At 50.4% G+C, this 23,036-nt stretch carries 17 protein-coding genes and 1 tRNA gene; 6 read left to right on the plus strand and 12 right to left on the minus strand.

The genetic code is table 11. The annotated features are described in order from the left end of the window. The first annotated feature begins 37 nt into the window (after positions 1-37). Positions 38-114: transfer RNA gene (locus DMR_RS04250), tRNA-Pro, on the plus strand. Positions 115-891: 777 nt separating this feature from the next. Next, on the plus strand, positions 892-2,697 hold the full coding sequence (locus tag DMR_RS04255) for a methyl-accepting chemotaxis protein (RefSeq protein ID WP_012750440.1): 1,806 nt from the start codon (positions 892-894) through the stop codon (positions 2,695-2,697). Between the two features lie 116 nt (positions 2,698-2,813). Here DMR_RS04255 and DMR_RS04260 read toward each other — a convergent pair whose 3' ends face one another. Further along, positions 2,814-3,884, minus strand: coding sequence for a GNAT family N-acetyltransferase (locus DMR_RS04260; RefSeq protein WP_043600058.1), 1,071 nt, complete (start codon positions 3,882-3,884; stop codon positions 2,814-2,816). A 122-nt stretch (positions 3,885-4,006) separates the two neighbouring features. Here DMR_RS04260 and DMR_RS04265 point away from each other — a divergent pair, with 122 nt between their 5' ends. Then, complete coding sequence (locus tag DMR_RS04265; RefSeq protein ID WP_012750442.1) at positions 4,007-4,846, plus strand: CoA transferase; 840 nt, start codon at positions 4,007-4,009, stop codon at positions 4,844-4,846. A gap of 34 nt (positions 4,847-4,880) precedes the next feature. Here DMR_RS04265 and DMR_RS04270 read toward each other — a convergent pair whose 3' ends face one another. Then, entirely contained in the window at positions 4,881-5,093 is a 213-nt protein-coding gene (locus DMR_RS04270) for a hypothetical protein (RefSeq protein WP_043600060.1), read from the minus strand. Between the two features lie 53 nt (positions 5,094-5,146). Then, positions 5,147-8,944, minus strand: coding sequence for a PAS domain S-box protein (locus DMR_RS22265; RefSeq protein WP_012750443.1), 3,798 nt, complete (start codon positions 8,942-8,944; stop codon positions 5,147-5,149). Positions 8,945-9,157: 213 nt separating this feature from the next. Here DMR_RS22265 and DMR_RS04280 point away from each other — a divergent pair, with 213 nt between their 5' ends. After that, positions 9,158-9,619 (plus strand): SRPBCC family protein, encoded by a 462-nt coding sequence (locus DMR_RS04280; RefSeq protein WP_012750444.1) that lies wholly within the window; start codon positions 9,158-9,160, stop codon positions 9,617-9,619. A gap of 90 nt (positions 9,620-9,709) precedes the next feature. Here DMR_RS04280 and DMR_RS04285 read toward each other — a convergent pair whose 3' ends face one another. The 9 genes from DMR_RS04285 to DMR_RS04325 all read right to left on the minus strand — a co-directional run bounded on the left by DMR_RS04285 (position 9,710) and on the right by DMR_RS04325 (position 20,482). Next, positions 9,710-10,060, minus strand: coding sequence for a hypothetical protein (locus tag DMR_RS04285; RefSeq protein WP_012750445.1), 351 nt, complete (start codon positions 10,058-10,060; stop codon positions 9,710-9,712). A gap of 93 nt (positions 10,061-10,153) precedes the next feature. After that, a complete protein-coding gene (locus tag DMR_RS04290; protein WP_012750446.1) occupies positions 10,154-11,242 on the minus strand; it encodes a tyrosine-type recombinase/integrase in 1,089 nt (362 codons plus the stop codon). Further along, entirely contained in the window at positions 11,243-11,470 is a 228-nt protein-coding gene (locus tag DMR_RS04295) for a helix-turn-helix transcriptional regulator (RefSeq protein ID WP_012750447.1), read from the minus strand. It lies immediately after the preceding gene. A gap of 243 nt (positions 11,471-11,713) precedes the next feature. Then, positions 11,714-12,271, minus strand: coding sequence for a tyrosine-type recombinase/integrase (locus DMR_RS04300; protein ID WP_012750448.1), 558 nt, complete (start codon positions 12,269-12,271; stop codon positions 11,714-11,716). A gap of 274 nt (positions 12,272-12,545) precedes the next feature. Further along, positions 12,546-12,923 carry a hypothetical protein gene (locus DMR_RS04305; protein WP_012750449.1) on the minus strand — a complete coding sequence of 126 codons (378 nt, stop codon included), beginning with the start codon at positions 12,921-12,923 and terminating at the stop codon, positions 12,546-12,548. Positions 12,924-14,699: 1,776 nt separating this feature from the next. Next, complete coding sequence (locus DMR_RS04310) at positions 14,700-16,337, minus strand: hypothetical protein (protein ID WP_012750453.1); 1,638 nt, start codon at positions 16,335-16,337, stop codon at positions 14,700-14,702. Positions 16,338-17,094: 757 nt separating this feature from the next. Continuing rightward, positions 17,095-17,529 (minus strand): hypothetical protein, encoded by a 435-nt coding sequence (locus DMR_RS04315; protein ID WP_012750454.1) that lies wholly within the window; start codon positions 17,527-17,529, stop codon positions 17,095-17,097. Between the two features lie 571 nt (positions 17,530-18,100). Further along, positions 18,101-19,870 carry a hypothetical protein gene (locus DMR_RS04320; RefSeq protein ID WP_043600061.1) on the minus strand — a complete coding sequence of 590 codons (1,770 nt, stop codon included), beginning with the start codon at positions 19,868-19,870 and terminating at the stop codon, positions 18,101-18,103. Positions 19,871-20,104: 234 nt separating this feature from the next. After that, positions 20,105-20,482 carry a DUF6573 family protein gene (locus tag DMR_RS04325; RefSeq protein WP_012750456.1) on the minus strand — a complete coding sequence of 126 codons (378 nt, stop codon included), beginning with the start codon at positions 20,480-20,482 and terminating at the stop codon, positions 20,105-20,107. Between the two features lie 392 nt (positions 20,483-20,874). Here DMR_RS04325 and DMR_RS04330 point away from each other — a divergent pair, with 392 nt between their 5' ends. After that, on the plus strand, positions 20,875-21,264 hold the full coding sequence (locus DMR_RS04330; RefSeq protein ID WP_012750457.1) for a hypothetical protein: 390 nt from the start codon (positions 20,875-20,877) through the stop codon (positions 21,262-21,264). Between the two features lie 611 nt (positions 21,265-21,875). Continuing rightward, positions 21,876-22,979 carry a hypothetical protein gene (locus tag DMR_RS24235; RefSeq protein WP_012750459.1) on the plus strand — a complete coding sequence of 368 codons (1,104 nt, stop codon included), beginning with the start codon at positions 21,876-21,878 and terminating at the stop codon, positions 22,977-22,979. The last annotated feature ends 57 nt before the right edge of the window (positions 22,980-23,036 follow it).

A 23,036-nucleotide genomic window follows, 5' to 3' on the forward strand; every position in this document is an offset into this window, starting at 1 on the left:
AAAACGCGAAATGGGTTCTAGTTTCCGCTCCTCGCGTCGGGATGTAGCGCAGTCTGGGAGCGCACCTGAATGGGGTTCAGGGGGTCGGAGGTTCAAATCCTCTCATCCCGACCAGAGATTTCAAGGGGTTACGGAGCCAATCCGTAGCCCCTTTTCTCGTTGGATAACCGGGTGGATAACCTATTGGCCTGGGATTGCAGGGGAACGGTTATCCGGGGCGACCCAATGTCCGAATGTCAGGGGGTCGGGAAAATTCCTCCGGGAAATCAGAGTGCTGCGTTTGGGTGGGTGTTGTCTTGCGCTCTATCCTCTGATCTGAGTTCGAAGGTGGCTCGCTGTGTGTCTTCGGGATTGTCGTCGGGAGCTCACTTCATGCTCAGGGTCAAAGCGCATAAATTTTTGGGATGTAAAGAGTATATTTATGTCCAAAAATCCTTTCTATCTACGTTTGCTCGGTCTTGGATTTGTGAATTAGTTTGTATTTCAGCATGGCAGGAATAAGATAATGAAATAATGTTTTGTATTTAGTTTAGATTGTTTTGCTCTTCTCGAATCATCTGGCCCAGCCTCTCCTTCTTTCCCGAGGTCATTTAGTTTTCGTGGACATGCTTGACCTAAACCGCCTGCGCAGGTGCCTGCGCCTTTGGTTTTGGTCCTTTCCTCAAATAGTAACCAAAGCTCAATTGACTGGATCAGTCCTTCACCGTATTTGCATTGCTAGGTGTCGGCACTTCAATTGGCCCTAAACGTCTTCTTCGAGGTGGCCGGTTAGTTGCTTGGACGCGTGAGTGCAGCTGTCCCCTCGGTTAGTCCAGGCAGATATCGGTCGATGAAGCCAATGCCTTCGTGTAGTTGAATAATATCACGACAAGCGCTTGAGGAGACTGCTAAATGTGGAAAAACGCGAGCATTACTACAAAAATTCTTTTTTCCATTGGAATAGTGCTCCTTACAATGGTCGTTCCGAGTGCTATATCACTGATAAGTCAAGGCAAAATGATCGCCGGGTTTGGCAGATTGTCGGATGATAATCATCTTGAGCAACTTCTTCTGGAAAGAGAAATCGATCACCTGAAATGGGTGCAATCGCTAAGCACTTTTTTGATAAATAGCAATGAGACTGAACTTAGGATACAGGCTGACCCAACAAAGTGTGCATTTGGTAAGTGGTATTACGGCAAGGAAAGAAGTGACACTGAGGCAATTTTCCCGAAATCTACTTCGCTGCTAAAAGATATTGAGGAGCCACACAAGCAACTTCATGCTTCTGCCGTTAAAATTCAAGAATTTCGGAAGGCTGGAGAACAAGATAAGCTTGTAAATGTGTTCTATAATGAAAGTGTTGCTAGTCTTGGGAGGGTTCAGGCAATATTAAAAGAAATTAGAGAAGTTGTTGACTCTAGCGTCATTAGTGAAGGCAAAGCAATTGAACAAGCAAATGAATCGTCTAAAAGAAATTCTCTAGTAGTTATTGTGGTTGCCGTATTGATCGCTGTTGCTGGCGGAATAGCAACCGCTCTATCAATAACGCGCCCCCTCAAAAATAGTGTGTCTTTTGCTGTAAGCATCGCAGCTGGTAACCTGAGCGAACATCTAAATATTGAACAGAAAGATGAAGTAGGAGTTCTCGCAGTAAGTCTCAGGAAAATGGTTGATAATCTTAAGGCCAAAATTTCTGAAGCTGAAAGTAAGACTATCCTCGCAGAGGAAGAGACGAAGAAGGCTCAAGTTGCCACCAAAGAAGCAGAAGAAGCGCGCCGTCAAGCTGATAGGGCAAAACGGGAAGGAATGTTGGATGCTGCAAATAAACTAGAAGCAGTGGTTGAATCTATTACATCAGCGTCTGATCAGCTGAATGCTCAGTCCATTGAACTTAGTAAAAACTCAGATTCTCAAGCTAGGCGTGTCACTGAAGCTGCAACTGCCATGGAAGAGATGAACTCTACCATTATTGAAGTTGCAAAAAATGCCAGCCAAGCTACATTGACGAGTGAAAATGCCAAAAATAAAGCCTTGGAAGGAGAAAAAACTGTAGTCGATGTTATAAGACATATTGATATTGTGGAGACTCAGTCGTCAGAACTAAAAATGCATATGAATGATCTTGCCAAGAAGGCTGATGATATTGGAAAGGTAATGAATGTGATAAATGATATTGCAGATCAAACCAATCTCCTGGCCCTGAATGCTGCAATTGAAGCAGCCCGCGCTGGCGACGCCGGAAGAGGATTTGCTGTCGTTGCCGATGAGGTGAGAAAACTTGCAGAAAAGACAATGACCGCCACCAAAGAAGTAGGTTCAGCTATTCAGGGGATTCAAGAGGGAGCCCGGATAAATTCACAAAATGTCGAGAACTCTACGAAAATTATCCAGGAAACTACCGCTCTTGCAGCCAATTCTGGTGAGGTGCTGAAATCAATTGTGACCTTTATCGAAGCATCAGCTGATCAAATTAGATCTATTGCAACTGCCTCGGAAGAGCAGTCAGCAACTAGTGAGGAAATTAACAGAAACATTTCTGAGGTCGATAACACCATTTCTGAGTCGGCTGCCATGATGCACGAATCAGTCAAGGCGGTAGATGAACTCGCCCGTCAGGCTCATGCTTTAAAGCAATTGATTGAGGAACTTCAAACGGAGGGGGGTGGTACCCAAAGTCGACATTTAGGACACAAAGCGAGGCAGGCCAAAAACTAGTCTTCTCGGTGCCGGCGTACTTCGTCAACGCGGTGATGAACTTGGCGACCGTCTTTTTGACGAGTCCACCCGACCTCATCAAGAGTACTCTGGCGTTTGCCGTTTCGGAAAACAAGCTATCCCTTTGAAGCCTCGCCCCAGCCCGCCTGGCGCATCGTGACGCGACGTTGATCGCGTTCGGCCAGGGCGACGACGGCCTGGACGGAGTCCCCGTACAGCCGAAGATCCTGGAATGACGACGGTGACCTGCGACGTTGCAACATGACCGCGTCCGTCTCAAACCAGTAGGGCATGAAGCCGCCGAAATAATAGCCCCGCGAATTGAGCGCCGCTATTCCCGCTGGAGCATCCGGCCGCCCCAGATCGAAAACCGCCTGGACGATGCCGTCGTCTCCGGCCTTGCGTTCCAGGTCGGACACGATCCTTTCCAGATCGCGACCCGGCTCGTGAACCCAGACCTTGATGCAGGCGGCTTTCTCGAAATCGATGATCTCCACCCGCGACGATTCGGGCAAGGTCGCCTGGGAACTGGCCTCGATCTGTCTGTCCAGGCCGGCCCTGGCGCAAAAGTCGACGTAGGCCGCGCGGTAGGCGGCTGGCAGGTGGACGGTCTGGGGGGTGAAGAGCATGGGCTTGACGGTCAACACGAGGGACGTCCGGTCCCCGTGCCGGTAGTCGTCCGAATAGGCTTTGGCCAAAATGGCGTCCATGGCGATGCCGCAGGGAATCATGCCGGTGGTCTCGCACATGCGCTGGGAAAAGGTGTGGGTGCACACGGCCTCGCCGAAAATCGCCCCGGCCTGGGCCATGTCTGGCAGCCGTTCCATGGCCTGCAGCCAGAGATCGCGGGCCATGCCCTTGCTGCGCTGGTTCTTGAGGATCATGAGCTGGGCAAGTTCAAACAGACGCGGCCAGGGCGAGCATCGGTAGATGCCGATCATGCCGAGCACGTGGCCCTGACGGGATTTGGCCACCACGGCGTGCTGGGTTCCCGAGGCGTACCGTTGGGCGATCTCGGAAGGATCGTAAACGTAATCAAAGGGATGCTGGTCGCCATAGACGCTGTAGGTCAGTCGGGCGACACCGAGCGCATCCTGTGGCGAAATCAGGGAGATGGCATAATCCTCGTCCGGGGGGACCTCGCAGTCTCCCAGGCGGTGCGCCACGATCAAGGCGTCGCGGTCCATGGATTCTCCCTTGGTCCTCCCTGACAATGTTGAGGGAAGACAGATTGCAGCCCGTACTTAGCTTCTGTACTTTATCCTGTCAAAGCGACTAGATCAGCTAAACAGAGCAGGCTCGGTGATCTATGGATATCTTGCGCGGCATACGGGTCGTCAATCTTGCCCTAAACCTCCCTGGACCCCTGGCGGCGAATCGCCTCGCCCACATGGGGGCAGAAGTGATCAAAGTCGAACCGCCAGCCGGCGATCCCATGGAACTCTACAGCACCGCATGGTACCGGGAAATGGCGGCAGGGCAGGAACTTGTCCGGCTGGACATGAAAACGCCGGAAGGGCAAGCGCGATGCGGCGAACTGCTCGCCGGAGCCGACCTGCTCATAACTTCCAACCGCCCATCGGTGCTCACCAAACTTCATGTCGACTGGGAAACACTGCATCCCAGGTTCCCGAAACTCTGTCAGGTGGCCATCTTTGGTTACCCGGAGCCTCGCGGCGACGTGGCCGGTCACGATCTTACCTATCAGGCTGCCCTGGGGCTTTTGTATCCGCCGAATCTGCCCCGCACGCTGCTGGCCGACATGGCTGGCGCGGAGCGGGCTGTTTCGACTGCGCTTGGGCTGTTGTTCGCGCGCGAGCGTTTTGGGCGAAGCTGCTTTGCGAAAGTGGTGCTGTCGGACGCCGCCTTAGAGGCGGCCGCCCCCTTGAGGTACGGGCTTACCCGTCCTGGCGGACTGTTCGGCGGCGGATCGCCGGAATACAACATCTATCCGGCGAAGGACGGCTTCGTCGCTGTTGCTGCCCTTGAGCCACGTTTTCGCGAGCGGCTGTTCGCCTATCTCGGCGGGGTGAGTACGGCCGGGGAACTCAGCACGATCTTCGCGTCCAGGAACGCTGACGAATGGGAACGACTCGGAGAAGAAGTCGACATTCCGATCGTCAAGGTCCTTGCTGCAGAGGGGACGTAAGTTGCCGCCCGTAGGCGTTGGCGGCGTTGATCGCCTACTCAACCTTTCCAAAGATCGCTTCGACCAACCTTTCAGCTTCGGCATCGCGGTGACAGTGGTCAATGAATCCTTCCGGCAGCATGGCGAGTAATTCTTCAAATTTCTTACGGGGTAAGTTCGCCGTAACCCAAGGTCTCTTCGTCTCGTACTGACGGCGGGAAACCTTGAGGATGGCCCAGGGTTTTTCCTGCTTGAGCAACTTCAACATGGTGATAGTATAGCATTAGAGATTGTTCTCTTCAAGTTTCCGGTGGTCTTCGATCATCTGGGGCCAAGAACTCGTTTGATGACTTCTTTTAAGTCTTGTATGTCCACAGGTTTGGCAATGTAGTCATTCATTCCCGCCGCAAGAAACTTCTCACGGTCTCCAGTCATAGCATAGGCCGTCATGGCAATGATGGGAACATCCTTTTTGTCTTGCCCTGCTTTTCCTGACCGAATTGCCAAGGTGGCCTGCACGCCATCCATGATGGGCATCCTGATGTCCATCAAAACAAGGTCTATTTCCTTTCCTGAAAGAACTTCTATGGCCTGTTGTCCATCCGTGGCGACAATGACGGCGTAGCCATGTTTTTTCAATAATGCTTTGACAGTGACAACGTTGATGTCTTCGTCCTCTACAAGCAAAACTTTGTATTGGGCAGGGGAAGGATGCGAAGACAAAGGTATGTTTGGGAGAGAAATGGCTCCGGTTGCCTTTTTTGAAGACCCAAAAGGCAATGACAGGTAAACGGTCGTTCCCAGCCCTGGAGCGCTTTCGATCGCAATTTCACCTTCTAATAGACCGACAAGTCGTTTGACAATGGAAAGTCCAAGTCCTGCTCCTTGAAAACGGCGAGTGTAATTTCCCTCACCCTGTGAGAAAGGCTCGAAAATCAGCCCAAGAAGTTCGTCGCTGATTCCAATGCCTTCGTCGCTAACCATGAACAAGATTCGTTCTTGTGCAATTTTTGCAAACGGCAGCAGGTAAGCCTGGACGGAAATAGTTCCTTGGTCAGAAAATTTTATCGCGTTTCCGACAAGGTTAAAGAGTATCTGTCTGAGCCGAACCTCGTCCCCGAGAACAAATGAAGGCAATTGTTCATCAAGGAAGAAGCGCAGTTCCAAATCTTTCTTTCGAGCCGTAGCTGCGAGCAGTCCGTCAACGGAATCGAACATGTCCGCTAAAGAGAACTCGTCAATTCTGATGTTGAGTTTTCCTGCCTCAATTCGTGAGAGATCAAGGATGTCCGAAAGAAGATTTGTCAATCGTTTTGAGGCTGTAATTGCCTCGTCGACATACTCTTTTTCCTCTGCGCCGAGAGGGGCTGTCTCGAGAAGCTGAAGCATGCCCAAGACGCCGTTGAGCGGTGTTCTGATTTCATGGCTCATGTTCGCCAGGAATTCGGACTTGGCGCGATTGGCGTTCTCTGCAGCTTCCTTGGATTTCATGAGGTCATCGATATCGATTTCGACGCCATCCCAAATGGTATGAGCGTTCAGCGTACGTCGCGGCGCTGAGGTTAGAAGATGCCAGCGAATTTCGCCCGATGGCATTTTCATGCGAACTTCAGCGCTAAACGTCGACTTGCTTTGTATAGCTTGGTTTTCGCGTTCAGCTAGAACCGCCCTGTCTTCCTCAATAATTTGATTGTAAAGAATATTTGCGTCAGCCAAAACCTGCTCCGGGGAGACTCCGTGGAGTTTCATTACCCCCGCGCTCAGATATGTAAAGTGGCGTATGGTGCCGTCTGATCCACTGTCTAGCTGATAGACCATGCCTTGGGGAAGATTGTCACTCAGCGAAGCCAACTGTGCTTCCCTCTCGTGAAGGGCTGATTCGGCTTCTTCGCGATCAAGCACCTTCCATACAGCATCCATGAGCAGGCTGAGTTGATAAACGTCGGTGTCCGTGTATTCACCTTCTTTATTGGCGACTCCCACGACAGAAACGATTTTTCCTTCCCTGAAAACGGGAATAGTCATGTAGGAATATAACTTCGCGTGGCCATCAGGGTAGCCTTTTTTCAATGGATGGTATGCTTGAAAATCGTTGATAACTATAGGTGATCGTTGGCGCACGGCTTCACCCCACACCCCAGTGCCTTTTAAGTCGTAGTGAGTATGGGGTTTTACGATTGTGCACTCATGCATGACGTCCCTGGACCAAGAATTCAGGGTGAGGCGCTCAGTTTTCTCGTCGTAGAGGTAGATATAACCGAGTTTGCTTTCTGTGAGGCGGATGGCTTCATGAAGAGCGAAGTCGAGGAACTCTTGAGGTTCAGTGAATGGATGCTGCAGAACCTCGACCAAGCTGATTAAACGTGACTCGTTGGCGCGAAGCTTCTCCTCCATGTGTTTTCGCTCGGTAATGTCTGTGAACATGGCGAAGGCACCAGTGAAGTTCCCGTCGTCGTCTGTAAGTGCCTTGGCAGAAACGATGGTCCAGAGGATGGATCCATCCTTACGTATCAATCTTCGTTCATATATGTCGCTTGCTCCGGCATGCCGGGCTTGCATCTTTTCAGTATGCTGGTCAAACTCTTCTGGAAAAATGAAATCTTCTACCTTGTGTCCTATGATTTCTTTGACCTCATATCCGAGCATTTCGGCCATGGCGTGGTTAACGAGTGTAATCACATGCTCGGCATTAATTGACCAAATGCCTTCGTTTGCGGTCTCGACGAGGCGTCTGTAGCGCTCTTCGCTGTCGCGAAGAGCTTGCTCAGCTCGCCGGCGCTCAGTTACGTCCACGCCAAGGCAGGTGACGTCTATCACGTAGCCCTTATGGTCCAAGGTTAGGGCGTTTGCCCAAGAAACGACGCGCTTTTCTCCAGCGCGCGTCATGATTTCGTTTTCATACGTAGAGAAACCATGAATGTGCTGCTGCGACATGACGGCATCAAAGACACTTCGGACTTGCTCGCGAACTTCGGTCGGGATGAAAAGATCAAACCAATCTTGCCCCAAGATCTCGTCTTCGTGCCATCCCGTCAGGTCAAGAAAATACTGGTTGGCAAAAAGGACCTTGGCCTTGACGTCAAGAGAGATACCTATTTGTGGGGTATTGAGCAGGACATGACGCCATTTTTGCTCGGATTTGATCAATGCCTCTTCAAATGCCTTGCGTTCAGTGATGTCGTGAAAGACACCTAAGATGAGCGCCCGCCCCTGTAGATGAAAAACGCTGGCACGAACCAAGGCTGTTCGGATATCGCCGTCAGACCGGCTGAAGCGGACTTCCTGGACTTGGTCAGGGGATGCTACTTGTCGACAGAATTGCGGCGTCTTTGTGTGAGGAACGACTTCCCCGGCCGGATGAAGGTCGCTTTGATGCATCCCCAGCAGTTCCTTGCGCGACCGATGAAATAGCTCTTCGGCTGCGGGGTTGCACTCGACGATGATGCCTGTATCCGTCTCGGCGACAAGGATTGGGTCCATGACTGAGGCGTACAGAGCGCGATATTTTTCCTCGCTTTCAAGGGTTTTGATCTTTTCCTCTTCTCGGCTGGCCCGGATCGACATGAGCTTGCCCACAAGGGCCGTGCCCAAAGGGTAGATCAGCAACACTGGCAGGGTAATCTTCGACAAGACATTCCAAGCGATGTCCGACGGGAGGGTCAGCATCAACCCTAGCATCGCCAGGTGGATAGCCAGGCCGAAGAGCAGGAGTTCCCCAAAAGAAAGGCGTGCAAGGCCGCTGCGTCGGAAATATCTCCACAGAATGCCAATCGCTCCAGATGCCAGGATCACATAGACGCCGGTCCAAGCTCCGGGACCTCCTTGGTGAAGGCGGTAGGCTGCGGTGATTCCCACTGCGATGGTCGTGGGGATCAAACCAAAGAAAAGCCCCGAAATGCCGAGGAGCACTGAACGGGTGTCAAAAACCACCCCTGGCATCAATGTCCAGGGTGTAGACATGACCACGAGGCCGACTGCTCCGAGCAGGAGACCCACAAGTCCTTGGCGTGGCTTTGCTTCTCCAATTTTCCAGCGAGTCGCTGTGACGTCGAAGAGCAGGGCCACCGCTAAAAGCAGTGAAATGTTGTGCGCAAGACCTGTCAATAGTTTGGATTCCAAAAGCTACTCCCAAGTATCTGTGGGGCCAGGTTTTGTGATAGAGACGGGTTGAAATTCTTCTTAAAATACTCCGGAGTGAGTGTTCTGGGCAAGTGTTTTTCACAAGTTCCGAGAGTAGGCGGCTCTATTTGTGGGGATTCCAGGCGTAATGCAAAAAGCCTGTATGGGTATTTGTTTGTCAAAAGAAACGATGTGAACAAAAAAGGCTAACTGATGACACCTCGAATCTTCCAGATCAAACAAGTCCAGGTGCTGCCGATACCTCTCGTTGAGGCGTGGACCTTTTTCTGCGACCCGCGAAACCTGGGCGCGATCACCCCGGACTGGCTCTGCTTCGACATCCGCTCGGAAGTGCCGCCGTGCATGTACCCCGGCCTCATCATCGAGTATCGGATCAAGGCGCTTGCCGGCTGGCCCATGGCCTGGGTGACGGAGATCACGCATGTCGCCGCGCCCAACTACTTCGTGGACGAGCAGCGTTTCGGCCCGTACCGGTTCTGGCACCACCAGCATCATTTTCGTGACGTGGGCGAGGGCGTCGAGATGACCGATATCGTCCACTACGCCATGCCCTACGGTGTTCTCGGCCTTGCCGTCCACAAACTCGTCGTCGCGAAAAGGTTGGAGCAGATATTCGCGTTCCGGCGGCGGAAGCTTGTCGAACTTTTCGGGTAGGTAGCTCGCAGACCAAAAAAAGGAGGGCCTTGCGACCCTCCCCATGTCTAATACACTCTCAGTGCGTCAAAGTACTTCTCATTCGGTGACTTAGGCATGGTCCCTGATGAACCGCTCGAAGGCGGTCTTTGAGGCGAAGGTCATGGTCTTCTCGGTGCCAGCGTACTTCGTCAGCGCGGTGATGAACTTGGCGACCGTCTTTTCACGGAGCCCCTCGAAGTCGATGCCCTCGATTACCCGGACGAGGACGTGGGAGACAGTGAGGTCGTCATGCTCTTGGGCGCGAAAGAGCTTGCCGGTAATCGTGCACTTGCCGCCAACGGCCTTGGTGCCGCCAGCCTGCCGTGCAGTGACATAGTACGGGCCAGCCGGGCTCTCGAACTGCCGGTAGTGCTTGGTGCCGCCGCCGTCGATGTGCGAAAAAACCCAGATAGTATTCATCGTTCGTTCTCCGAAGCGTTAAAGGTTGAGTTGGGAAGTTGCCACGGTCCTGGGACTTTGCATGTTCTGATCCTCCCTAATGCTTGGTTCGGGTTAAATCGGTGCTACTCCAAGTTCACATGGCGCGACTTCGAGAGAAGGAACATCCTCGGGCTTGCTCAGGCTTGGCAGCTTGGCGATGGTCCGCCGTTTTTCGCCGCCGAGCAGGTGGTAGTACTGGTCGACGGTCATTTTGACGCTGGCGTGGCCCATGAGCTTGCTCACGGCCGCGACGTCGCCGCCTTCGCGAAGGAGTGTCGTGGCGAACAGGTGCCGGATGTCGTACATGACCACGGGGTAGGTCAGGCCGGCTTTTTCCGCCGCCGTCTTCAGGGACCGGCGAAACTTTCGCAGCGGCTTCCCCTGGTACTCGATGATGTAGCCGGTCTGGGCCTTCTCCCGCATAAGCTGGAGTCGATCCAGAAATTCCGGCGCGATGGGGATGACGCGGGTGGTCTTCGTCTTGGTGGCGTAGACCTTGATGCTGCTGTCGTCCCAGTCGATGTCGTTCCAGGTCAGGGCCAGCAATTCAGACTCGCCGGTGCGCACACCAAGATTCCAGGCGACCTCGATGGCCCAGGCCAGATGGGGCCGGGCCAATTCCTTGATCTTCATGAGGTCCGTGTAGGTGAGCTTGGTGTCCCGGGGCCGTTCCTTCGGCTTCTTCCACCGTTTCAGCGGGTTTTTGGTGGTCAGCTCGTAGTCGACGCCGTACTGGAAGACCATCTTCAGATAGGACAGGTAGCGCGACCGGGTCGTCTGGCTGCGGTCGGCGTAGACCTTGCCGATGATCTCGACGATTTCCTCGAAGCGGATTTCATCAACGGGCCGCTGGGCGAACGCCGGGATGAAGTGGGTCTTCACCAGAACGGCCAGCTCCTTGATCCACCGCAGCGACTTCCCTTCAGCCTTCTTGGCGTTGATGTAGAGCTGCGTCAGCTGGTCGATGTAGACCTTTTCGCCGGGGGCGAAGATGGGCAAGGGGGCCTCGACGAGTTTGCGAGCTTTGATCTCCTCGTCGAATTTCTGGGCATCACGCTTGCCTTCACGGCCCTTGCCGAAGGTCTTGGTGCGCTGTCGGCCGCCGGCGTCGCGGTAGGACACGTAGTAGGTGTCGTTGTTGGCGCGTTTGTGGACGGACATTTATACCTCCAGGGTGATGGGGCGGCGTGTTTTCTGCGCGGCCCCAGTAACGTAGAGTTCTGGACTGGCCATGAACGCTTCGAGGTCGGCGCGGGCGAATCGGTTCTTGCTGGGTCCGTACCGCTTGATCTTGAAGCGGTTGACCATCTTCTCGAAATAGGAGTGCGAGTAGCCGCAAAACTCAGCGGCCTCCTTGCAGTTGAAAAACGGACCGATGCTCTCGCTCATGGCCGGGGCTCTCCTCGTGGGCGGTTTCTGGCAGTTATATAGGCGCGTCTAGGGCATTTTGCAAATTTCTCCTTGAAATTTAGGATAATACACTCAATATTGCCCTCCCCAGGGTGATGAGATTCCTTTCCCCAGGTAAATGAGTCCAAAATGAGAGGCTCCCGCGCGGGGCGGGATTATGAATTTTTTTTCATGTTGAAATTTTCTGGGTAGCCGTCGCCACCGGATCGACTATGGCCGCCGTCAGATCGTGTTGAGCAAAATCTCCTCCACCTCCTCTTCCTGGATACCGAGGTATCGGCGCGTAATCGACGGGCTGGAATGGTTCAGCCGCTTCGCCAAAACTTCCCAGGAGACACCGAAGGTCTTGCGCTGGTGGTAGCACCAGGTTTTGCGCAAGGTATGGGCACCGTAGTTCCCTTTAAGATTTACAGCTTCAGCCCATGCTTTGACGTACTTGGTGACAGCATATGTCGAAAGCGGATAGTTCGAACCTTTTCTACTTTTGAATAAGTAGTGGTTGTCTTCTAGCTTTGCTGTTGTTAGATGCTCGTCAAGGGCAGTCTTAATCTCCTTGTTCATGATGAAAACGTTTTCCTTGCCGGTCTTCTTTTCACGTAATATTACTCGCTCCCCAACTTGGACGTCTTTGACGTCCTGCTTTTTAAGCGCAAGCAAGTCCTGCACACGAAGTCCCGTGTTGATGCCCATGATGAACAGCAATTTGTCTCGATGGTTGTCAGAAAGGATTTTCTTGATGCTCTTAATGGACTTAGGTTCAGTAATGGGTTCGACCTTCATCTTTTACTCCAATGCAATTATTGCAGTTTAGGTGGGTGAAGTCGGACTTCTAAAAAGCCAGCTCCCAGGACTAGGACCACCAGGCAGCCTGTAACGGGTTAAATTTTAACGCCGAATCAGGTTTTTGCCGAGGAAAGTACGTTTTTATGTAGAAACGTACATTGGCTATATGGATAATTTCTCTATAATATAGCGAAGTTTGAGAGAAAGGATGTTCGCATAAATAAAAAGCCACACCCGGAGGTGTGGCTTTCATCGATGGAGATTGTAGTAGTCAAACTTTGGTCAATATGATCATTTCATTTTCGACCATGACAGTAAACTCGTCTCCTTCAGCCACGGCGAGTTCTCGAAGATCAAGATTCTTCAGATGGATTTTCAGCTCCATCTTTTTGTTCACCCGGGGGCGACTTGAGTTCTTGAGATACAATCCTTTGACCTCATAGTAGGTCTTGTCGTCACTCATCAACTTCAGCACGCAGTGCTTCAAAGTTTGTCGATGGGTGATGCCAAGCTTTTCCATGATGCTGATAGCATCCATGTTGTTTTGGATGCATTCGCGCAGAATGGAAGGATTGTATTTGGGTTCGACCTTCTTCTTTTCAGAAGGTCCTTCTCCGTCGTTTGTTGCCTGACCAGCTTTCTTTGACATGGAAATCTCCTTTGTTTATTGGTATATTTCTCTATTGGAATCGAAAATATGAGCGGAAATCGACTTTTCGCCGGGTAAAAACTGGCGTTGGCCCTATACGGCGATTCCCGGGGTTTTCGCCGTGGAGTGGGAGCTGACTGTGGGAATCTGAAAAAGACGCAGGGAATGGGATTTTAAAACGGTATCTTTTTTATACCATTGGATTGGCCATGGTATTCAAAATTATGGCGTAAAAAAGAAGGCCTAGAGTTCCTAGGCCTTCGTGGTAGCTATTGCAGATAGAACACTTCCACCAGCAAGCAATTAATGCTCACTGGTCAAAGTGTTCTTCTTGGATCGAGAAGAACGTCGCCGTTCTAAGCGTCCATGAATTCCTGACGGGCGGTTTTCCCGCATCAGGCTTTCCGAGAGATGTTGATTTAATAAAGGTATATTTCTGAAGTATAGTCATAGCTTGACAAGAAGTTGTTGTAATTTTCGCGCAAATTGTTCGTTGGAATGAATTCAAGCATTTTCATCAAGACAAAATTTTCAGTAAGTTTATGGATCAACATCTCTCTGCATCCCTTACAGATGCGCAGCCATCCATTGGCAACTTCGGTTTTCTCACTAACCTTACGGTTGAACGATTGCAAATGGACTTCCCTTGGTTTAGTCAAATCTAGAACAAAACCATCCGACACCTAATCGCATACATATGGTGGTTGTAAATAGAACTTCGATTTGCCATGAATCTCGTTCGCCATATGCGCCACCTTGGTTTCATACTGAAGTAAGCATTACCGGCTGGTTTAAGGCCTCATCTCCTCCACTGGCTATCTTGCGATATGTCAGCTAGATAATCTCGAGTCCAAAAGCATTCGATGAGAACGATGTTTGAAGTAAATCCCGAGACAATTTATTTTTTGACCTCATATAGTATATATGGTTCGAATTGAACGCTAGAACGAAGACCTAGCAAGGCTCCCATGACAATTGTGTCTGCAATGTCTGAAAATTGTTATCTTGAACCAATGTATGTCTTTAATCCTGAAAAATATGGTTATAATTATTTTGCTTGATATCAAGTTTTGAAGTTCAAAAATATATATTGGTAATTTCTCTATTAAAATCGAGCAAATAATATTCGTTTGAGTAAATTGGAAAGCTATGTTGTAAATTTTCGGTTGTAAAAGTAGTAACTTGTATTTGGACAATCGAAAAGATGTCTGGAAGCTGCTTGGTATTTGCAAGCGGAGCGTATTTAAAGATTGTAGATTGAAATTAACTCATTGCCATAGACAAGTTTTGGTAAAAAATGGAAGTCGTAAAGGGAACGCGGGTGCAAGGTGCAAGGTGGAAGGTGTAGAATAAAAATTTTTATAATGTAAATTATTATTATATTATTTCAATAGGTTATAATTTTTATAACTATTTAATATAATTTATAATTTTAAAATATATAAATATATTATTGTGTTACATAATACAATATTAAAACTGTACTTTTACACCTTCCACCCTCCACCTTCCACCCCGTAAACCCTTTTCTGCTTTTAAAATATACAAGTTCTAGCTATTTTACTTCATGATGAAGGGAAGTATTCCTATTGAAACAACTTTACTGGTGATTGTACTTCAAACAAATGGGGCAAAGGGTGTTGCTGCCACCCCTTGCCCCGGACTTAAATGAGTAGACTAGTTGTTTTCAGGTGAGGATAATTTAAGAAGATGCTTCACGTGCACTGATAGCAATCATCTATCCTTTCTGAAAAGTCTGAAGTGAGAACCATTAGTCTAAAAAACGCTTTGGTAACCTCCTTGATAGGGGACTACTTCCTCTGATTCTGAAGTGTTGATGCCAAGTCCATGGAACTCATCCTGATCGTCGTCGTCCATTGTTGTTTCAGACTTCAAGTCGATGGTTGTGTTCGCTGGATCAGACTCTCCGAACAAATTGTCGTAGTCAATCTCCGGAAGATCGTCTGAAACTTCTACTGGAGACGCTTGTATAAGTTTAAGTGCTACGATGGTCCCTTTATTTGCAGGCTTTTTCGTGAAGCTGATGCCAGCATCTTCAAGATCGGCTATAATGGTGCCAAGGTGTTTTCCTAAGGTTACAGAAGACTGAAGCCATTTTGGAGTGTCCAAGTAAGAGTTTGTCAACGATGTCAACTTTTGCCAAAGTTCCGAAGTTGTCCCGGTAAACTTGTTGTTCTCGCGTAAAACAGATTTGATCATGTCTACGGAATCGTTGTTCTTGGCAATCTTGCTGATTTTCTGTTTTCTGGCGTTGATCATGGCGAGACATGTTTCTGCGTAGCGATTTGCTCCGTATCCAAGAACTTCTGCTGCTGCGGCGCTTAACTTAAACGCGTCGCACCATCGAGCATGTTTCGGAAGGTTTATTGTTGGCAAGAGCTTCATTGCTTCAGATATTGTAGTGTAGAACCCGCCTAAAATGTTGGGGAGCTGCTTATCGAACTCGGCGGGTAAGTCCGAGTCGGACTTCATCTGGCTGTGAGGTATACGATTGAAATCGAACTCCAGAGTTCTACCCAAGAAGTCTGGCGCTTGAGTGGGAGATTTCAAGGCGGTATAGATCGTCGTACGCTGGAAGTATAAAGACAAGAGATCGTGGTTGGTGTAATATTTTCTTTCTTGTGATCCAGTTCCTGTGGTTGCCTTGCAAAGGGAGTCTGTTTCTGCTTGTGTGAACTTCGTAATATTGTCTAAGATTGGAATGGCATTGTTGTTAAGAGTCAACATCAGGTCTCGAGTAGTATGTACGCTGGTTTCCTGTGGACCATTTGGATCAAGCATAGTTCTAATGAATCTTGCTGCAGAAGTTTTTCCACTGCCTTCTGGTCCGATTAAACCAAGTAATGGTCTAACGTAGTTTCCGTGGGCCAATGAACACAGAGTGCTCAGAAGGACCATCTTGCTGTCGTCGTCGATGTTGATGAACTCTCCCAGCTTCAAATAGTCGCCATATTTTTCAGGTGTCGGGATAGCGAGTTGTGTTGAGACTTTTTTGAAGTAAATAGGTGCGCTAGCAGTGATGTTCCAGCCCGTATCCGAAATCGCAACGACTTCGTTGTTATCGTTTGCTAAGTCGATGTAGACTGTCCCCTTATTGTGTCCGAAACGGAGATGGACTTCATTGGTGCCTTGTGCCAAAGGCGTCTCCGATACGACGTATTTAATTGCTGGGGCAAGTTCATATCCGGGAGGGAACTTGTGGTACTTCTTGAAGTATGTGTTATTGACCCAGGTTGTAAATTCTTGTGATTCGACTTCTACAGGGTAAATGGCTGGTTTTCCGCTGGGCAAGGCAAAGATAATTCCCGTTTTTGATTTGAACATACTTACGGTATGGATGATCGAGACAAGCATTTGTGCTGAAGTCTGCTTTGAAGTAATTTTTGTGGCCATGATTTTCCTTTATTTGGTTTAGCTTGAGTGCAAATGTACCTCGCGTGTTTTGTTTTTTTGTTGGGTATGCTTGTGGAAGTATTTTTTTGTCAAGTGGTTTTTATGTGCGTGGTAGTTCGATAGTTTTAGAGGTGCTTCTTTTAGTGTTCTACTTTGGCATTTGTTTTCTCCTTTGCAGTGGCTATTGATGGTTTCGTTTGAGAGTGTAAGCCATTTTGCAGTGCTGTAAAGGGGTGTAATTTGATTTTTGTATCATATTTTTCATTTCTGTTTTTTAATTATGGGGTTGTGGCGGAGCGGCGCGTGACGGCTGGGCCGCTGGGCGGCTGGTGTGAGAGGGGGGCGAGGACAAAATACGGAAGAATCTTGAGCTAGGTGGGCGGCGCGGGTTAATCTCTTTTCCTTCTTTCCTTTGACTCATGCAACAAGAGCTTGCTGGAGGGCAGAAGTTCGAGGTTGGCCAGAAGTTTCGGCCATCTCTTGAAGGCACAAGAATAGTCCTGACTCCTGTAGAGTAGGCAACGTAATATTGATCATTTCCCCGGTGGAGCAGTGGACTCCTCCGGGGATTTTTTGGGCGACGCATAATCTGGCGATCTGTTTTTAGGAATGGTCGCGCATTAATTGCATCGTGATTTCGTCTAGAATTTGTGCGTGATGATGAAAGTACCGGAAGCCGAAAGTTGTTGTTCGGTGGGTAAAAAAAATCCCAGGGACCCTTTCGGCTCCCTGGGACTCGGCGGCGCGGTGGAGTTGGCTAGATAGCCGGGGTCAAGACGAAACTGCCGTCCTTGATGGTCGTGTCGAGACGCTGTCCGAGAGTAAGGCGCTGGTCAGCCGGAACGGACTCGTTGAACTTCTTGATCCAGTAGTTGCTGAGGATGGTGCCGCGCGGGTTGATGTAAGGCCGCTTGTCGTCTGTGTCGTTGTCGGCGTCGTTGACCAGTTCGTAGTCCTGTTTCTGCAACGAGGAGGCGATGAAAACGGTCATGACCATATACTGGGAGAGGTTCCGCTGGTTGCCCCAGGCCGTCAAGGAGATCTTCTTGTTCGGGAACGATCCCGACTGGGCGGCGTTGGCCATCAGGCTGGCCTCTTCGGCGATCTGCTCGTCGGTCAGTTTGCGAAGCTTCGACGCTGTTTCGGTGGTGCTCTTGGTCTTGGCCGGGGTGAGGTTCTGGTCGGTCTTCATGGGCTTGATCCTTTGCTGGGAGATTTGGTCGGCGAGAGCGATCGGGTGTCTGGGCCTAATGTAGACCCGTTCGTTCGTAGCCGTGCGTTTAATGTTGGCCCATGGGTTTGGGGTGGGTTGGGTTTCAGAGTTGCATGGGGACGACGGGTTCTTGATACTCAGGTCGAAAGGTCCCGTCAAGAATATTGTTTCAAAATCTTTTTTTATCGTCGATTTCTTGTTGATTAGCAAGCTTTTTGATTTACCCCGATTTGGGCGGAGTCGGCCATCCGGTGGAGGTGTGGAGATAGTGGAGATGGTTTCAGAACCGTTTGCTGCGCCGGCGATGTCCTGCCCTCGGCTCGACCTTGGGTTTCAGCGTGCGAAGAGGTTTTGCAGAAAATATCTCCTCCATCTCCTCCTAATCGGTGAAGTACCGCAAAAATAGGCGGTTACCTGGTGGAGGTGATGGAAGCCGATCTCCACCTACCTCAACGATGGCGTGGGTCAGCCGGCGAAGGGCGAGAGGGCGGACGCCCAGTGCGGGCGCATCTCCAGGTGCGGGGGCGTGTATGTGGGCAGAAAGGGGCAGTTAGGGTTGCGTCAGAAAGAGCGCGCTATTGTCGGCTGCGCCGGCGCAGTCACACACGTCAGCCCCGAAGGGCTGGCTCCACTCGTCCTGGTCAAGCGTCAGAGGGAAGTCCGCCAGCATGGGGTCAAGGGCCGGGGTAAAGTCTACGTCCGGTTCCGCAGAGCTGAGCCGGGTAAACGTCAACACACGTCCGACCTTGGCCAAGGGCGAGAACTCGCACTGCCAGCCCGCAAGCTCCAAGTACTTGGTGATCTCTTTCAGACGTCGCGAGAAGGCGTTGGGCGCTTGGGGTAAGACTCCCTGGCCGATCCCGCATCCGGAAGCATGCTTCTTGAGGTCATCCAAAACGTCCGAGACATAGCCCTCCACCTCGGGCAACTCGGTGCTTTCCAGGTAATCGACCAGCAAGGTGGCGAAGTCGCCGTCCTCAAGGGCATTCTGCTGGGCACGCAGCGCAGCGCGCTTGTGGGCCTTGATGAAGTCGGCCTGGCTATAGTCGAGGGCCAGCGCGGCAACGCATGCCCATGTGGCATAGTCGGCCATCCGGGGCAGTTCGGACGGGGGGGTGACCTTGCCGTACAGGCCGAGCATCTTGGAGAGGAGGTCGCACATGCCGCCCAGGATGTCGGGCAGGTCTTGCGCGTATTCCCGCTTGACGTCCCGCTCAAGCCGGCGCTGGCCTGGTGTCACGCGGTCAAGGGCGACCACGATAGCCCGGTCCAGGAGGTCTGAAGCGCTCGTCGGGATTTCCAGGGCTGTGATGAGCATGGCCCGCTTGAGCTGGTAGATGACCATGTCGGCGTCCGTGTACAGACGCCGCTTGGCGATGGCCCCGCCCGTAGCCGCCAAGCACATGACATTCTCGACGTCCTTGGTGATGGACGTCAGGTTGTCAAAGGCTGGGATGGCGTTTTGCTCGATATACAGCGCCGCGTCGCCCACGTTTTTCTGGACGTAGGTATGCATGGAGGTCGACGGATCAAGCAGTCCTCGCAAGGCGGAGATCGACCCGGATTTGCAAGCTCCGGGCGCGCCGTGGAGGATCAGGGGGGCACGAGCAATGCTCGAGATGGCGGCCACCAAGGGCCACGTCAAAACGAGCAGTTCGTCGTCCTTGGTCTTCAGGTTCAAGGACTTGAGGAGCTTGCGGTAGTCGCCACCATGAAGCGGGACCGGCAGCGGCTGCATGTGGCCGTACCGAATGAACTTCACAGGCGGGTTTGTGACTACCTGCCAGCCCGCCGAGGTGATGTGCACGGCCTGGCCGGACTTGTCGCCGAGGTCGATATAAATCTCGTCATCGACATGGGCGAAGCGGACATGGACTTCTTTGGTGATGCCTCGCCGTTCGCTTAAAAACTCGATCATGTCACAGAATGTCTTCAGCTCGCGTTCCTTAGGAAGGCGGCTAGTAATGTCAAAATAGGAGCCCTTGATCATTTTCTTCAGGCCCAATTCGCCAATCTTGTAAGTGCGATAAATATTTTCAAAATTTACTGTCGCGTACCCGATGCCGTTCGGGTCGGTAAAAAGGTCAAGATCATGAAGGATGGTGTCAAAAGGGTTTTCGGGGGAGTCGTCCGCGTCGTCGAAGTTGGAAACCTGGGCGTTGCCTTGAGGGGTGACCTGCTGGGGTGTAGCGCCGCACTTCTTGCACGGCCCGACTGATTTCTGTTTCTGGACAACCGGTGCGAACTGTTTTCTGGTCGATTCGTTGCCGGCTGCTTGGGCAGCTTTCTTCCGTTTGAACTCATCAAGAGAAATCGCCATGTTTTTCTCCATAGCCGATTTCTGCCATACGATACACGCCGCCGCACCTGGAGATGCGGCGCATCCGGCACAGCCGGAAACACGTCCACTCGATTATCAAAGAACGGGTTGATTGCGGGAGGAGAAGAATAAACCTTCTGCCCGGAACCCCGCGCGCATGTCAAGAGGGTCTGGGTCCAAATGGGCCGCCAGGGAAAAAATGTGTCATCGAGTGAGACAAGGCCTGGGCTGGGGTTAATCGTCCTCGGGCAGCATGATCGTCAAGACCGGCTCCCCTTGGTCGCCAGGACCGATGACCGCCACCACGTGGACCGTGTCCCACCGCCCCGGTGCCATGAGGAAAAGGACGTCGAATTCGGCGCGGTCGCTGTCCCTGATAGCCTTCGCTGCGAGCAGGGTCCGGAAGAGGAGATCGTGAAGCCTGCCCTCAACAGACTGCCCTTCGCCTTCCAGTCCAGCCGGCGGCACCACGTACCTATTATATAGATGGTCGGTGACCACCGTGTGCACCTTGAAACCCGCCTCGGCGGCTTGGGCGGTGATGTCGATCAGGACGCCGTCGGCGATGGCCTCGGCGCGGGTGTAGCTGAAAATGATCGGCCAGTCGTCCATCTTGGGTGCTCCTTTGTAGGTCAGGGTTGAATCTTTTGGAGGGTAGCCTTGGTTCTGGCCCCGGTCACGGGGCGGCGGCGGAAAACGGGCATTGGGCCAGGGCGGGGTCGCCCTGCGATTTTGGGGAGTGGGTGGGGATTGGGTCCTGGTCCCTTGGGAACGGCCCAGGGCGGGGAGGAGGTCGCGAACCCTGGCAATGCCCGGAATGGGGGCTGGGGGCAGGGCCAGTAGGGTGTGTAGTGGTAGGGTGGTGAATCCGTTTTTGATAGGTATTTTCAAGCAAGACAAGAAAATATGGCGATTTTATAGAAGGCCATTGACGCTTATCGCAACGCAGCGTAGCATTCTGTTTGAAAATTTTCTTATTTCACCCGTTTGTATAGGAAAGTTTAATGAATAGTCTTGTTGAAGTGTTGAAGCTGCGCGTAATTTCCATGCTTCAGGAGTACATGGAGGTATCTGGAAGAAAAATGTTTCGAAACTATAGTCCTAGATTCTTTGTTGAGAAAAAGTTGAAGGGAAATGACTACTTTGTCTTGTTTGAAACGTCTTCGCGTTGTAACGGTGAAGTTCTCTTTGTCTCCTCCAAATTTCAGAAGATTCCTGTCGATATTTCAACTTTTTCGAAATCTATAAAGTTCAAATGCTTTTGGAGAGCAACTGGTAGGGGTAGGTGGAACGAAGTACACTTGAAGCCACAGTTTCTGGGTGAGCTTTCCAAGGTTGTTGATGTTCAAAAAGTTGAGTTGGATTTGGAGGAGGCCTCGTTTAAGCGCACGTAGCACCCATTGGTCGTGGTTTGGGTTTTGGGTATAGTTTCCATATTGGGGTGACCCCGTCGAAATACTGGCATTGGGCCGGGGCGGGGTCGCCCTTTGTTTTTGGTGAATGGGTAGGGATTTGCCCCGGGGGCTTTGGGAACAGCCCAGGGAGGGGAGGAGGGCGCGAACCTGGGGGCTGTCCGGGGCAGGGGCTTGGGGCGGGGCAGGGTCGGAGGGCGTCGGCTAGCAGTGTTCGTCAGGAGTTGCCCTGGTTGATGAAAAGGGCATCAATTTGGATGGTTACGGTTTTCCTTGCGAAATATCGAGAAAATTGGATAGTTAATACTGTTTCGGCCTATTGGGGCTTCCTGATTGCTTGTTTCTCGACAAAGGTCGTCGGGAAGTCGAGGATGTTTTCATTTTGAGAGGTTTTTTATCTCGCTAAGTCGGCAGATGTTATAGAACGTGGATATGTAAAGGCGAAGTTCTTGGTGGAGAATGCTGTATAATTGTATCAACTAAATATCGAAATAAGTGGTTTTTTAATGTTTGGAGTGGCTGTATATGTTGATTGAATCGTGTTTCTTAAGCAGTCTGTGCGAACTTTCGAGAAGCATCAGGTGGAGAATGTTATGCTAGAAATTGCTATTTGGATTGGTTTAAATGTTGTTCCGTTCGTCTTTGCTGTTATTGTTTCGCTTGTTGTTGCTGGATATGTTCTTGAAAAATTAGACCTTGAAAAATTTGAGTCAAATTTACTCTATTTTTTTGTTTTCTTTCTCCTTATAGCTTTAAAAGATGTTATTGCTGGTGGAGATGCGTCAAATATTTTTGGAAAATTTTTTAGCGTTTGGTCTGCTATTTTGGTGTTTAGCCTGTTCTATATGTTTTTGTCGTTTAGAAACAAAATGCAGAAAGCCTTGAACTCGTTGAATGAAAGGCAGAAATCGATTGAAGAAAGCATGCCGTGGAAAGTTGGAGCTGACGCGGAAGGCCTGAATGTTGTTAGATCTTCAAAATATACAGTTGATTTTATTGTTAAATGGCCGAAGCTTATCTTGAGCCAATTCCCTGAAGGCCATGAAGCACATGCTTTGGGTGTTGTAGAATATATAGTTAAAGAGTATTGCAGTAACGGTTCTTTGCTGGATACCGACGAACAGGTTTGGGGGAAAAATTTTTCTTTTGACGTGTTTCATGATCATGTTTCAAATATGTATCAATGTTGGTCGTACTTTCATAAGTCTTTCGTCAAAGACATGCGTGTTGTCGGGCAAATTTTTGGATGTCAGGGTTATGGTCGGTCGTCTTTGAACGGCTCGTCAGAATTTAACAATATATTTGTCCTGGAAAAAAGTTTTTCTTCAATCGAGATGGGTTTTGATCGTGGATTTTTTAATATAGAATGCAGGCCGGTCGTTAATTTTCCTATAGGCGATTTTATTAATTTGGTTTGTGGTGTGTATGAACTTTATGGTGATGCAATGCTGGCAATAAAAAAGTTCCCGGATAAGTTTGAAAGTGAACTTCTGAGGAATGGATTCATTTATGACTTGTCTGTTTATGAAGACTATGGCTGCGGTAGGGCGTTTGACGATAAAGAATGTGTAGTTGAGCGTGAATGTTTAAACGATATGCAAGAGAAAATGGGTGTTTCTGTGTATCGCCAGAAGCTGTTGAGTCATATTTTTTCAAATGAATATCTAACAATTCAAATTAGAGCCCAATGCTCCTAGCGTTTGCGATTATGTCTGGTGTCACGTTCCGGATATAATCGAATACTATTTTGAGGT

The sequence above is a fragment of the Solidesulfovibrio magneticus RS-1 genome (assembly GCF_000010665.1).
GTDB classification, from domain to species: Bacteria; Desulfobacterota; Desulfovibrionia; order Desulfovibrionales; family Desulfovibrionaceae; genus Solidesulfovibrio; species Solidesulfovibrio magneticus.